16 protein-coding genes are annotated in these 12,849 nt (G+C 65.8%); 6 read left to right on the forward strand and 10 right to left on the reverse strand.

Annotated features, from left to right (window positions below; genetic code table 11):
- Positions 1-251: 251 nt before the first annotated feature.
- The gene (locus ACSQ23_RS17880; protein ID WP_436091412.1) at positions 252-1,157 is read right to left on the reverse strand and encodes a LysR substrate-binding domain-containing protein; all 906 of its coding nucleotides are present in this window, start codon (positions 1,155-1,157) and stop codon (positions 252-254) included.
- Between the two features lie 97 nt (positions 1,158-1,254).
- On the opposite strand from ACSQ23_RS17880, the gene ACSQ23_RS17885 reads away from it, so the two are divergent.
- Both ACSQ23_RS17885 and ACSQ23_RS17890 read left to right on the forward strand, forming a co-directional pair.
- Positions 1,255-2,424 (forward strand): MFS transporter, encoded by a 1,170-nt coding sequence (locus ACSQ23_RS17885; RefSeq protein ID WP_436091413.1) that lies wholly within the window; start codon positions 1,255-1,257, stop codon positions 2,422-2,424.
- A gap of 11 nt (positions 2,425-2,435) precedes the next feature.
- On the forward strand, positions 2,436-3,470 hold the full coding sequence (locus tag ACSQ23_RS17890) for an aldo/keto reductase (RefSeq protein WP_056001160.1): 1,035 nt from the start codon (positions 2,436-2,438) through the stop codon (positions 3,468-3,470).
- A 188-nt stretch (positions 3,471-3,658) separates the two neighbouring features.
- Here the strand turns inward: ACSQ23_RS17890 and ACSQ23_RS17895 are convergent, their stop codons facing one another.
- Positions 3,659-4,549, reverse strand: coding sequence for a branched-chain amino acid aminotransferase (locus ACSQ23_RS17895; protein ID WP_055880708.1), 891 nt, complete (start codon positions 4,547-4,549; stop codon positions 3,659-3,661).
- A 203-nt stretch (positions 4,550-4,752) separates the two neighbouring features.
- On the opposite strand from ACSQ23_RS17895, the gene ACSQ23_RS17900 reads away from it, so the two are divergent.
- Entirely contained in the window at positions 4,753-5,205 is a 453-nt protein-coding gene (locus ACSQ23_RS17900; RefSeq protein ID WP_055881282.1) for a MarR family winged helix-turn-helix transcriptional regulator, read from the forward strand.
- Between the two features lie 18 nt (positions 5,206-5,223).
- Here the strand turns inward: ACSQ23_RS17900 and ACSQ23_RS17905 are convergent, their stop codons facing one another.
- The 8 genes from ACSQ23_RS17905 to ACSQ23_RS17940 all read right to left on the reverse strand — a co-directional run bounded on the left by ACSQ23_RS17905 (position 5,224) and on the right by ACSQ23_RS17940 (position 9,920).
- Positions 5,224-5,550, reverse strand: coding sequence for a GYD domain-containing protein (locus ACSQ23_RS17905; protein ID WP_055880711.1), 327 nt, complete (start codon positions 5,548-5,550; stop codon positions 5,224-5,226).
- Positions 5,551-5,671: 121 nt separating this feature from the next.
- Positions 5,672-5,938: a YARHG domain-containing protein gene (locus tag ACSQ23_RS17910; protein ID WP_162247970.1), complete on the reverse strand. Its 267-nt coding sequence runs from the start codon at positions 5,936-5,938 to the stop codon at positions 5,672-5,674.
- A 72-nt stretch (positions 5,939-6,010) separates the two neighbouring features.
- A complete protein-coding gene (locus ACSQ23_RS17915) occupies positions 6,011-6,352 on the reverse strand; it encodes a tRNA-binding protein (protein WP_156387342.1) in 342 nt (113 codons plus the stop codon).
- A 13-nt stretch (positions 6,353-6,365) separates the two neighbouring features.
- A complete protein-coding gene (gene proC, locus ACSQ23_RS17920) occupies positions 6,366-7,181 on the reverse strand; it encodes a pyrroline-5-carboxylate reductase (RefSeq protein ID WP_082528189.1) in 816 nt (271 codons plus the stop codon).
- The gene (locus ACSQ23_RS17925) at positions 7,178-7,681 is read right to left on the reverse strand and encodes a YbjN domain-containing protein (protein ID WP_055880720.1); all 504 of its coding nucleotides are present in this window, start codon (positions 7,679-7,681) and stop codon (positions 7,178-7,180) included. Before ACSQ23_RS17925 ends, proC begins: the two co-directional genes overlap by 4 nt.
- A gap of 466 nt (positions 7,682-8,147) precedes the next feature.
- Entirely contained in the window at positions 8,148-8,870 is a 723-nt protein-coding gene (locus ACSQ23_RS17930) for a metallophosphoesterase family protein (RefSeq protein WP_055880722.1), read from the reverse strand.
- A gap of 100 nt (positions 8,871-8,970) precedes the next feature.
- Positions 8,971-9,684: a metallophosphoesterase family protein gene (locus tag ACSQ23_RS17935; RefSeq protein ID WP_436091414.1), complete on the reverse strand. Its 714-nt coding sequence runs from the start codon at positions 9,682-9,684 to the stop codon at positions 8,971-8,973.
- The gene (locus tag ACSQ23_RS17940) at positions 9,681-9,920 is read right to left on the reverse strand and encodes an accessory factor UbiK family protein (RefSeq protein WP_055880728.1); all 240 of its coding nucleotides are present in this window, start codon (positions 9,918-9,920) and stop codon (positions 9,681-9,683) included. The genes ACSQ23_RS17935 and ACSQ23_RS17940 overlap by 4 nt, the downstream gene beginning before the upstream one ends.
- A 164-nt stretch (positions 9,921-10,084) precedes the next feature.
- Between ACSQ23_RS17940 and lgt the strand changes: the two genes are divergently transcribed.
- From lgt to pgeF, 3 genes are read left to right on the forward strand one after another with little or no spacing between them, the layout of a single operon-like run.
- Positions 10,085-10,897 (forward strand): prolipoprotein diacylglyceryl transferase, encoded by an 813-nt coding sequence (gene lgt / locus ACSQ23_RS17945; RefSeq protein ID WP_055880730.1) that lies wholly within the window; start codon positions 10,085-10,087, stop codon positions 10,895-10,897.
- Positions 10,890-11,969, forward strand: a complete 1,080-nt coding sequence (locus ACSQ23_RS17950; RefSeq protein WP_197421231.1) for a class I SAM-dependent methyltransferase — start codon at positions 10,890-10,892, stop codon at positions 11,967-11,969. The genes lgt and ACSQ23_RS17950 overlap by 8 nt, the downstream gene beginning before the upstream one ends.
- 2 nt (positions 11,970-11,971) lie before the next feature.
- Positions 11,972-12,742: a peptidoglycan editing factor PgeF gene (gene pgeF / locus ACSQ23_RS17955; protein ID WP_056001184.1), complete on the forward strand. Its 771-nt coding sequence runs from the start codon at positions 11,972-11,974 to the stop codon at positions 12,740-12,742.
- Positions 12,743-12,849 lie beyond the last annotated feature (107 nt).

The raw sequence follows: 12,849 nt of genomic DNA on the forward strand, positions 1-12,849 counted from the left end.
CCACCGCCGGTGCGGGCTGCCCTCAACCCCGCCCCCTCCCCATTAAGATCGAGGGGGTGGCACCACCCCCTCCGAGCTTCGCTAGTTCGCTTGCGCTCACAAGCTGCGCTTGCCTCCCCCATCAAGGGAGAGGTGGGTCGGTGGATTGGACCAGATCGCGCCACACACACTGGACGGCACCTCCCCCTTGATGGGGGAGGCTGGGAGGGGGTGGGGCGGCACGCGAGGTGGCGCCCTGCGCGCACGCCCCCTCACCCCACCCGCCCCCGCTCCGCCAAGAAATCCAGCAGCACCCGCACGCGCGCCGGTAGGTACCCGCCCTGCCCGCTGAACACGGCGTGGAAATCCTCGAGATCGCCGGGGTTCTGCGCCTCCAGCACCGGCACCAGCCGCCCGGCGGCGAGGTCGTCGCGCACCGTGAAGGCGGCGAGCCGGGTGATGCCGACGCCGGCCACCGCCAGCTGCCGCAACGCCTCGCCATCGCTCGCCTGCAGGTTCCCCGCCACCGGCACCGAAACCAGCTTGTTGCCCTCCTTGAGCGGCCAGCCCTCGACCGTCCGCCGGTAGCAGAAGTTCAGCCGGTTATGCGCTTCGAGCTCGGCGGCGCTCGCCGGCGTGCCGTGGCGCGCCAGATAGGCCGGTGATGCGACGATCATCATCCGCGTCGCCCCGAGTTTTCGCGCCATCAGACTCGAGCTCTTCAGCGGCCCGGCCCGCACCGCCACATCGGTGCGCTCGGCATAGAGATCGACGATCGCATCGGTCTGCACCACGTTGAGGCTGATACCGGGGTAAAGCGCCAGGAACTCCGGCAGCAACGGCGTCAGGATATGGGTCCCATACGAGGCGCTGGTATTGAGCCGGATCCGCCCGGCCGGCTGCTCGGTCGCCCCGGCGCCGCGCTCCGCCTCCTCGAGATCGGCGAGAATCCGGAGGCTCGACTCGTAGAACGCCGTGCCCTCCGGCGTCAGCTGCAGCGTGCGGGTCGAGCGGCTGAGCAGCCGCGTGCCGAGCCGCGTCTCGAGCCGTGCCATCAGCTTGCTCACCGCCGACGGCGTCATCCGCAGCGTCCGCGCCGCCGCCGAGAAGCCGCCCATATCGACCACCCGCACGAACACGTCCATCTCGCCGAAGCGGTTCACCTCATTGCGCGACATGTGAACTCAACTCATAAAAGCTGTTCCCTGAGGCAGTCTAGTTCATCGAGCCCGCGAGGTCCATTTCTGCGCCCTGACCAGTTTCCTGGGGTGTATCATGCCACTCGCTCTCTATGCGCTCACCGCCGGTGCCTTCGGCATCGGCGTCACCGAATTCGTCATCATGGGCCTCCTGCTCGAAGTCGGCGCCGATCTCGGCGTCAGCGTCGCCATGGCGGGCCTGTTGATCTCCGGCTATGCCCTCGGCGTCGTCGTCGGCGCCCCGCTCCTCACCTCGCTCACCGCCCGCTGGCCCAAGAAGACCACTTTGCTGGTGCTGATGGCGATCTTCACCCTCGGCAACATCGCCTGCGCCATCGCGCCGAGCTACGAGATGCTGATGGCGGCGCGGGTCCTCACCTCGCTCGCCCACGGCACTTTCTTCGGCGTCGGCTCGGTGGTCGCCACCAGCCTCGTTGCGCCGGATCGCCGGGCTTCCGCCATCGCGGTAATGTTCACAGGCCTCACCGTCGCCAATATCCTCGGCGTGCCGTTCGGCACCTGGCTCGGCCAGCTGACCTCGTGGCGCACCACCTTCTGGGCCGTCGCCGCCATCGGCATCGTCGCCATGTTGGTGATCACCGCCCTCGTCCCCAGGGACCAGGCCGCGCCCGAGGCCGCCGACTGGCGGGCCGACCTTCGCGCCATGCTGCGCGGGCCGGTGCTGTTCGGCCTCCTCCTCACCGTGCTCGGCTTTGGCGGCGTGTTCACCGTCTTCACCTATATCGCGCCCGCCCTCACCGAGGTCAGCGGTTTCCCCGAAGCCATGGTCTCGCCGATCCTCCTGGTGTTCGGCGGCGGCCTCGTCGTCGGCAATCTCCTCGGTGGCAAGCTCGCCGACCAGAACCTGCTCTGGAGCGTCCTCTGCACCCTCGCCGCCCTCGGCATCGTCATGCTGGCGATGAGCTTCGCCCTGCCTAACCCCATCACTGCTGTCATCGCCGTTGGCCCCCTCGGTGCGGCCGGCTTCGCCACCGTGGCGCCGCTGCAGCTCTGGGTGCTGGAAAAGGCCGGCGGGGCCGGCACCAGTCTCGCCTCCTCGCTCAACATCGCCGCCTTCAACCTCGGCAATGCGCTCGGCGCCTGGCTCGGCGGCGTCGCCCTCGAACAGGGGCTTGGGCTCACCGCCCTGCCACTGGTCGGCGCCGTGCTGCCGCTGCTCGCGCTCGTGCTGCTGCTCGTCAGCCTGCTGCTCCGCCGCCACGCCCCACTCGTCCCCTCCAACTGAAAGTCGATATCATGGATTACCGCACTCTCGGGGCCTCGGGCCTGAAGGTCCCTGCCCTCAGCTTCGGCGCCGGCACCTTTGGCGGCTCCGGCCCGCTGTTCAGCCACTGGGGCACCTCCGACGAAGCCGAAGCCCGGCGCCTCGTCGATATCTGCCTCGAGGCCGGCGTCACCCTGTTCGACACCGCCGACGTCTATTCCGACGGTGCTTCCGAACGGGTGCTGGGCGCCGCCCTCAAGGGCCGCCGGCACCAGGCGCTGATCTCCACCAAGACCGGCCTGCCGATGGGCGATGGCCCGACCGAAGCCGGCACCTCTCGTGCCCGGCTGATCGGGAGCGTCGACGCCGCGCTCACCCGCCTCGGCACCGACTATATCGATCTGTTGCAGCTGCACGCCTTCGACGCCGCGACGCCGGTGGCGGAAACCCTTGGCACGCTCGATGACCTCGTCCGCGCCGGCAAGCTCCGCTATATCGGCGTTTCCAACTTCGCCGGCTGGCAGCTGATGAAATCGCTCGATCTCTCGCACCGGCACGGCTGGTCTCGCTACGTGGCGCACCAGGTCTACTACTCGCTGCTCGGCCGCGATTACGAATGGGAGCTGATGCCGCTCGGGCTCGACCAGGGCGTCGGCGCGCTGGTCTGGAGCCCGCTCGGCTGGGGCCGGCTCACGGGAAAGCTTCGCCGCGGCCAGCCCCTGCCCGAAGGCAGCCGACTGCACAACACCGCCGAGTTCGGCCCGCCGGTCGACGACGAAAAGCTCTATGCCATCGTCGACGTGCTGGACGAGATCGCTGCGGAGACCGGCAGGACCATCCCGCAGATCGCCCTCAACTGGCTGCTGCAGCGCCCGACGGTGTCCTCGGTGATCATCGGCGCCCGCAACGAGGAGCAGTTGCGCCAGAACCTTGGCGCCATCGGCTGGTCGCTCGATGCCGGCCAGATCGCCCGGCTCGACGCGGCGAGTGCGGTCACGCCTTCGTATCCGCGCTTTCCGTATTACCGGCAGGCCGGCTTCCAGCGCCTCGATCCGCCGGCGGTGTGATGGAGCCAAACCACCAGTTGAGCTACCGAGCGATCACAGGTGGATGATCGCTGGAGTGATCGAGCTAACCCACCACATTCGCCCCATCCACGATGGTGGGTGGGGAAGGACCCGGGGCCCCCTGGGGAGGCAAAAACAAAAGGCCCGCTGAATCAGCGGGCCTTCAAACTTCGATACAAACCAAAAGCTTACTCGGCTGCGACCTTCTTCGGGGTCACGGCTTCCGCGTAAGCGTTGATCAGCGTGGTGCAGGCCTTGGCTGGCTTGAACTTGTACTCGCCGATCTCGCTGACCGGCGTCACTTCCGCCGCCGTGCCGGTGAGGAAGCATTCCTCGAAATCCGCCAGCTCTTCCGGCTTGATGTGGCGTTCGACCACCTTGTAGCCGTTCTCGCGCGCCAGCTGGATCAGCGTCTGCCGGGTGATGCCGTTGAGGAAGCAATCCGGGGTCGGCGTGTGGATTTCGTCGCCCTTGACGAAGAACACGTTGGCGCCGGTGGCTTCGGCGACGAGCCCGCGATAGTCGAGCATCAGCGCGTCGGCATAGCCATTGGCCATCGCCGCGTCTTTGCTGAGCGTGCAGATCATGTAAAGGCCGGCGGCCTTGGCCGAGGACGGGATGGTTTCCGGGCTCGGGCGCTTCCAGCGGCTCCACTCCAGGCGGATGCCTTTCAGCTTTTCCTCGACCGAGAAATAGCTCGGCCACACCCACGCGGCGATGGCGAGGTGCACCTTATTGTTGCGGCCGGGAACCGACAGTTCCTCCGAGCCGCGCCAGGCGACCGGGCGGACATAGGCGTCGACGAGGCCGTTCTTCTCGAGCACTAGGCGCTTGGCCGCTTCGATCTCATCGACCGAATATGGGATGGTGAAATCCAGCGTCTTGCCGCTCTGGATCAGGCGCTCGCTGTGCTGGCGCGACTTGAAGATCTCGCCGCCATAGGCGCGCTCACCCTCGAACACCGAGCTCGCATAGTGCAGCCCGTGCGTCAGCACGTGGATCTTGGCGTCCTTCCAGGGAACCATCTGACCATCGAACCAGATCCAGCCTTCACGCTGGTCCATTGGCAAGCCTGCCATCTCAATCTCCCACTCGTCTGGTGCGGCCCTTCGGGTCCGCCGTGTTGTTGCCTGTGATCCTGCCCCACCGGCTTGCTATTGGCAAACCGGAACGGCTTTGGGATAAGGCAAAGAGCTGTGTTTTCGATGGGGTGATGATGGCATCGGGCAAAATAAATGTCAACAAGGCTGACATAAATTTGGCGCAGGCCGGCGAGCCTGCCATGCCGCTCGACGTCATGGGCTTGTTCTTCTTCGCTTACCGGGACTTCGTCGGCGATGCTGATGCACTGCTTGAACGGCAGGGCTTCGGCCGCGCCCACCACCGGGTGCTTTATTTCGTCAACCTCAGGCCCGGCATGCCCGTTGCCGACCTGCTCGATATCCTGAAGATCACCAAGCAGAGCCTCGCCCGCGTGCTGCGCCAGCTGGTCGACAATGGCTATGTCGAGCAGAAAACCGGCGAGACGGACCGCCGCCAGCGCCTGCTCTATGCCACCGAGAAAGGCCGCGGCCTGTTCGAGACCCTCTCGGCCACCCAGACCAGCCGCATCGAAGCCGCCATCGCCGCCCTGCCCCCCGAAGGCAAGCGCACCGTGCTGCGGTTCTTCGTCGGCATGGTGGAGCCGGAAGATCGCGGGCTGCTGGATCGGCTGAAGCTGACCGAAGAGCTGTAAGCCAGCAAGCCGCCGCTGCTAGGCTCCCGGTTGCCGATAGCCGACAGTTTGCGCACGGCTCAGTGCGGCCAGGGTCTCCTCCACCGTCAGCAGGGGCGTCGTCTCGAATTCGGCCACCGCGCCTCCGCCTCCGATGGCAATAGCCACGGCGGCCATGGCAATATTATTGGGCGCCTCCCACAGGTTGTACCCATCATGCGCCCCGAACGCGTACCAGAAGCCGTGCAGCTTGCCGCCTACGGATTCGATGTACTTGCGTGCAGCCTCGCGGCGGTCTTCCGGATTCTTCGTCAGTCGCGCCCAAGTCTCCGGCGTGTAGCTGAAGCGTGTCAGATAGAGTGCCATGGCTGAGCTCCTCTGCTCTTTCCCAAAACACTCAACCCTACAACCCTTGGCACGCCGAGGGTATGGACGAACTCAGGGGTGGATGGTAGCGCTGTCAGCCGCGTGGCGACCACCGGCGCCGTCAGTTCACCTTGCAGCCGCGATCGTCTTCTTCTTGTTTGATCGCTTCGATCTCGCGCCGCTCGGCCTTGGAGAATTTGGGCTTCCTGGTCCAGCAATCGTCGTTGTCGAAATATTCCTGGGCGAGCTCGGTCGAGAAGCAGTAGCCATTGTCGTCGTAGATGGTGTTGCGCGCCATCCAGAGGTCGAAGCACGACTCGGCCAGGGTCTGGCCAGTCATCGCGCCCAGCAGGCCGAAGGCCAGCACGGCTGGGAGAATGCGTTTCATCTCAATCCCCTCCTTCATCTTTCCCTTGGGCGGACCGGCATCTCAGCGATCCCCAAGCGGGAGAGGATCATCCTACATCAGCTTCTTGCCGTTGGGCACGCCACGCTCGACGGCGGCGAGGACGATAGCACCACCTGCGTCCTCGTAGCCCAGCGTCAGCACCTCGCTGCGCACCGGGCCGATCTGGCGGGGCGGGAAATTGACCACCGCCATCACCTGGCGGCCAACCAGCGTTTCCGGCGTGTAGTGCACGGTGATCTGCGCCGAGCTCTTCCTGATCCCGAGCTCCTGCCCGAAATCGATCAGCAGGATATAGGCGGGCTTCCGCGCCTCGGGAAACACCCGGGCTTCGACGATCGTGCCGACGCGGATATCGACCTGCTCGAACTCGGCATAGGTGATCTCAGCCATCAGCCAGCACCGACCTTCAGGCCCGCCCGAGTTCTTCCGAGCGCTGCCGCGCCGCGCGCACCGCCCGGTCGAGCAGCGGCTCGAGCCCGTCCGGCGCCATCAGCACCTGCAGCGCTGCGTAGGTCGTGCCCTTGGGCGAGGTGACGTTCTCGCGCAGCGTGCCGGCCGGCGACGGGTCGGCATCCATCAGCGCCGCAGCGCCGGTGACCGTCGCCCGCGCCAGCTGCATCGCCTGCTCTTCGTCGAACCCCTGGCGCCGCGCCGCGGCAGCGAGCGCCTCGACCATGTAGAACACATAGGCTGGCCCGGAGCCCGAAACCGCGGTCACCCCGTCGATCTTGGTCTCGTCGTCGAACCACATCACCTGGCCGGCGGCGCTGAGCAGCGCGTTGGCGGTTTCGCGGTCTTCCTCGGTGATCGACAGCCCCACGGCCCCGGTAATGCCACGGCCGACCTGCGCCGGCGTATTGGGCATGGTGCGGATGACGCGCTCGGTCTGCAGCCCCTCGGACAAGCCGACCAGCGAGATACCGGCGGCGATCGACAGCACCAGCGTATAGCTGCCAACGATCGGCTGGATCTCGGCCATCACCTCGTAGATCACCTGCGGTTTCACCGCGAGCACCAGCACGTGAGTCAACACGCCAAGCGGGCTCGCCTGCAGGCGAATGCCGTGCTCGGCGGCAAACTGCGTCGCGAACTCCGAGGGCTGGGGGTCGCACAGCACCAGCCGGTCCGCCGGCAGACCGCCGGCGATCCAGCCGCGGGCCAGCGCGAGGCCCATCTTGCCGGCCCCGACCAGAACGACGGGGCCGATATCTGATAAATTCAAGCTTCGCCTACCGTTTCGAACATCACCTGGCTGAGCGCCTCCGAGGCGCCCTTTCCAGCCCATATCACGAACTGGAACGCCTGGTAGTAGAGATCGCAGCTGTCGGTGGCCGAGCGCAGCAGTGCCTCGCATTGCTGCGGGCTCACTTCGGCGCCACCGGTGAGCAGGTGCGAGTTGCGGAACAGCACCACGCCTTCATGGTTCCACATGTCGAAATGGCCGATCCACAGCTGCTCGTTGATCAGCGAAATCAGCTGCTTCACTTCGGTGCGGCGGGTGTCCGGCACCTTCAGGTCGAACGCCGCCGCGATGTGCAGCGACTCGAGGTCTTCCATCCAGTTGAAGGACACGTGGTAATCGGCCCAGTTCCCGCGCACCGAAATGGAGATTTCGTCGGCGTCCTGCCGCTCGAAGTTCCAGTCGTTGATCGAAGCGATATGCTCGATAATGTCGACCGGATGCACCGTGCGGTCCGGTTCCAGTTCCAGAAGGTGTGCCATTGGCTGAGCGTCCCATTGGGCGAAACGTTTGAAGGCCGGCCGGTTCCCCGGTCCTACGCGTTACTTGCAAGAACTCGCACGCAGGAAGCCTACGAATCGTCCCTATGGAGGAACGCTACACTGACGCCCCGATTCCGGGGATTGTGCCGCCAGAGCCATCCAAGGCTTTCTTCTGTGGATGATCCGGCTCGAAGGGTTAACAGGGTCTTAACTACCCGAGTCTGTCCCCACCCGATTTGCGCGATTTTGGCACATCGCCAAAGGCCCGACTCGGCATACAATGCGCGGCGCTGCATGACGAAGCTGTCACAGACGATGCTTCAGTGGGCGCCCAAGTTCTCCTCCATCCTCGATCGTCATCCCAGCAAAAGCTGGGACCCATTCATCCGCTCGCGCCAAAGCTGTGAGTTGGGTCCCTGCTTTCACAGGGATGACACCGAGTTGGTGGGTCGATTGGTTCGAAGCCTCAAAACAACCCGATCGCGCTGGCCCAGCCCGTGCGGATCGCCTCGGCCCATTGTGGAAAGCCATTGGCGATCACCTGCTGCGCCGCGGCCTCGAAGTCATAGGGCACGGCGCGAATGCTGGCCGACCATTGCCCGCCATGCCGCTCCAGCACCGCATAGCGTGCATCGGGCGCCCCGTAGTTGAACTGCAGCCCCACCGAGCCCGGGTTGACCACCAGCCGCCCGTCGCGCAGCCGCACAATGCGCGACACATGGGTATGGCCGCAGAGCAGCACCGGGAAATCCAGCCCATCCGCCTTCGCCGTCACGCTCGCTTCGCCCGGCATGGTCACCGTGCGGTCGGTCCACCAGGCGTCGAGCCACGGCTCTTCGTCGCTGGTCGGGGTGCCGTGGCAGAGGAACACTTCGCCCTCGATATCGCGGGTCGCCGGCAGGCTCCTCAGATAGTCGTAATGCACCGGCCGCAGCCGCTCACTGACGAACCTGTCGACCGGTTGTTTCGATGCCGGCAGGCCGTTGGCGATGTAGCGGTCGTGGTTGCCGATGACGGTGGGGTAGTTGCGCTCGATCAAGAGGTCAGCCGTGCCCACCGGATCGAGGGGTCCGGCGAACAGGTCGCCCAGGTTGATCGTGGCATCGACCCCGACCATGGCGATACTGGCCTCGACCGCCTCCAGCGCCAGCCGGTTGCCGTGGACATCGGAAATAACCGCGATTCTCATGGCTGCACCGTTCCCAGCAAATGCGGCGACGAAAAGTCTTCTGAAGGTCCTACAGCCCCTTCGGGCTGGCCCAGCCCCAGTTTAGCGCTTCTGCCCTACCTTACAGCCCCTTGGGGCTGGCCCAACCTGAGGTTAGCGCTTCTGCCCAGGCCGGATAGCCGCGCTCCAGCGCCTGCTTTGCCGCGGCAGCGTGGTCATAGGCAACCGCGCGCAACTCCGTATTCCACCCGGCCCGGCGCTTCTCGATGATGGCGTAGCGCGCATCGGGCGAGCCGATCTCGAACGGCAGCCCGACGCTGCCCGGGTTTACCACCAGCCGCCCATCGGCGAGCCTCAGGCTGCGCGGCACATGCGTATGGCCGCAGAGCAGCACGTCGTGATCGAACCCCACCGCTTCCGCCTCGATATGGTCGCGCGCATGCATGGTCGCGATTGTGCCGACCATGGTGTCCATGAAGGAGGTGTTGTCGTCACGCGGCGTGCCGTGACAGAGGAACACGTCCTCTTCGAGCAGCAGCGTCGCCGGCACCGAGGCCAGCCACTGCTGCTGGCGCGCATCGAGCATGCCGCGCACCAGCGCATCGATGTGCCAGTCCTTGTCGCGCCCATCGGTGATGTAGCGATCGTGGTTGCCGCGCACGGCAGGCAGCCCGAGCTCGATGAAGCGATCGGCCACGCCCAACGGATTGCTTGGCCCGCTCAGGAAATCGCCGAGCGCCACCGTCGCCTCGACCTTCTCGAGGGCAATATCGTCCAGCACGGCATCCAGCGCTTCGAGGTTGCCGTGGACGTCGGAAAGAACCGCGATCCTCACTTGGACTTAAGGCCCTCGACCTGCGCCTTCAGCTCCTTGAGCTCGGCGCTCTGCGCCTGCACCAGCTCGCGCAGCGCGTCGTAATCCTCGCGTTTGACCAGGTCCATGTCGGCGACCAGCCGCTCGAGCTGCGATTTCACCGCCGTCTCGATCTCGCGGCGCACGCCATCGGCGACGCCGGCGGCGTTGTTCATCAGCTTGCCCAGCTCGTCGAATATCTTGCCACCCTGGGTCATCGTCCGTCCTCGCCTTCACAATTGTGCTCGATATCTAGGCTGCCGCCGGTGCCTTGACCAGACCATAGCGGTGGCTAAAAGGTCTCAGCCTCCTCGTCGCAATCTCGCCCACCCCGGCGGGCAATGCGCATGGGAGTGGATTTTCTCGACCCGGAGCGCGTTTCGTGCCCTTCCCCAATATCGATCCCATCGCCTTTGCCATCGGGCCGCTCGTCGTCCGCTGGTATGCGCTGGCCTATCTCATCGGTGTGCTGGGCGGCGCGGCCTACGCCACCACGCTGCTGCGCCGGCATGGGCTGTGGAAGGACAACCGCCCGCCCTTCGAGCCCTCGGCGATCTGGGATTTCGCCTTCTGGGCCGTGGTCGGCATCATCATCGGCGGCCGCATCGGCTATGTGCTGTTCTACAATTTCGGCTACTACGCGGCGAACCCGGGCGAGATCATCGCGCTGTGGGATGGCGGCATGAGCTTCCATGGCGGCCTCGTCGGCATCATGCTGGCCATGGCGCTGTTCGTGCGCTCGAAGGGCGGCAACATCCTTTCCGGCATGGACCTGCTCGGCGCCATCGGCACCATCGGGCTGTTCCTCGGCCGCGTCGCCAACTTCATCAATGCCGAACTCTACGGCGCGCCGACCACCCTGCCCTGGGCCGTGGTCTTCCCCACCGATCCCGAACAGCTGCCGCGCCACCCGAGCCAGCTATACGAAGCGCTGCTGGAGGGCGTGCTGCTGTTCATCGTCATCCGCATTGCCACCAACCAGCTCGGGGCGCTGAAAAAGCCCGGCCTCGTCGCCGGCATTTTCGGCATCGGCTATGCGCTCAGCCGTATCTTCGTCGAGTTCTTCCGCCTGCCCGATGCGCAGCTCGGCTATCTCTATGGTGGCTGGCTCACCATGGGCATGGTGCTGAGCCTCCCCATTCTCGTCGCCGGCATCGGCCTCATCGTTTACGCCATGAGGCCTGCCCGTGGCTGATACCCGCTCCCTCGGCGATATCATCGACATGCAGCTGAGCCAGACCGGCCCGATGTCGCTTGCCACCTATATGAGCCTGGCGCTCACCCACCCGCGTTCCGGTTATTACACCGGCACCGATCCGCTCGGGGCCAAGGGCGATTTCATCACCGCCCCCGAGATCAGCCAGATGTTCGGCGAACTGGTCGGCTTCTTCATCGTCAACCTGTGGCAGCAGCTCGATCAGCCCAAGAGCTTCACCCTGCTCGAGCTCGGCCCCGGCCGCGGCACTCTGATGCAGGATGCGCTGCGCGTCGCCGCCAAGGCCGAGGGTTTTCTCGATGCCTGCCACCTGCAGCTGTTCGAGACCAATCCGGCGCTGCGGGAGCAGCAGGCCGAGCGGCTCGGCAAGTACAATCCCTATTGGGCCAGCGACGTCGACGCCGTCGCCGACGATCCGCTGCTCGTCGTCGCCAACGAGTTCTTCGATGCCCTGCCGATCCGCCAGTTCGTCAAGGCGACCGACGGTTGGCACGAACGCCAGATCGGCCTGCGTGATGGCAAGCGCGCCTTCGGCCTCAACCCGACGCCGATCCCCGCGGCCGCCATGCCGATCGAGCTGGCGAACGCCGAGCCTGGCGAAATCTACGAGGTCAGCCTCGCCTCGGCCGATATCATGGAAAAGCTCGGGCGCCGTATCGCCGCGAACAAGGGGGCCATCCTCGCCATCGACTATGGCTACGCCACCACCCAGACCGGCGAAACCCTGCAGGCGGTGCGCAACCATGCCTTCGCCGACCCGCTCGATGCCCCCGGCGAGATCGATTTGAGCGCGCATGTCGATTTCGGCGGCCTCGGCAAGGTCGCAACCGAACTCGGCCTCACCGTCGAAAAGCTCTCGACGCAGCGCGATTTCCTCGGCGGGCTCGGCATTGTCGAGCGCGCCACGCAGCTGGCCAAGGCCAATCCGGGCCAGATCGACACTATCGCCGCGGCGCTGAAGCGCCTCGTCGACAGCACCGAAATGGGCACCCTGTTCAAGGTGTTCTGCGCCCATTCCGGCAACATCGAGCCGATCGGTTTCCCGAAATGAGCATGCCTTTCGAAGTGAGCCGCGCCCTCGAGCGCATCCCCGGCATCCGGCACGGCTTTTTCGGCCGGCGCGGCGGCGTCTCGACCGGCGAGTTCTCCTCGCTCAATGTCTCGCTGTCGGCTGGCGACAAGCTGAATCATGTCATCGAGAACCGCGCGCAGATCGCTGGTATCCTTGGCTTTTCGCTCAACCAGCTGGTGACGCTGAAGCAGGTGCACTCGGTCACCGTGCTCGAGGTCACGCGCCAGCCCGACCCCGATGATATCCCCGAGGCCGATGCTTTCGTCACCCGCGTCCACGGCCTGGCGCTGGGCATCCTCACCGCCGACTGCACCCCGATCCTCTTCGCCGACCCCGAGGCCCGGGTCATCGGCGCGGCGCATGCCGGCTGGAAGGGCGCCACCGGCGGCATTGCGGAGGCAACCGTCGCCGCCATGGTCGATCTCGGGGCCCGCCCCGACCGCATCGTCGCCGCCATCGGCCCGACCATTTCCGGCCCGAACTACGAAGTCGGCCCCGACTTCGCCGCCGAGCTGATCCGCGACCACCGCGACGCCGAAAACCGCATCACCAAGCCGAATGGCGGGCGCGAGCATTTCGACTTGCCCGGCTTCGTGTTCGACCACCTGATCGCCGCCGGTGTCGGGCTGGTCGACGACCTGGGCATCTGCACCTATGCCGAGCCCAAGAAGTACTTCTCGCACCGCTACGCCACGCACAAGGCCATCACCACCGGGCGGCAGCTGAGCGTGATCGGGTTGGGTGGGTTGTAGCGGCAGGCCGCAAGCTCCCCTCCCCCTTGAGGGGAGGGGCTGGGGGTGGGGGTGGTGAGGAACGCTCGGTGCCGACTGCACCACCCCCTCCCTCAATCCCTCCCCTC

It is taken from the genome of Devosia sp. LjRoot16 (assembly GCF_964252795.1).
Taxonomy (GTDB): domain Bacteria; phylum Pseudomonadota; class Alphaproteobacteria; order Rhizobiales; family Devosiaceae; genus Devosia_A.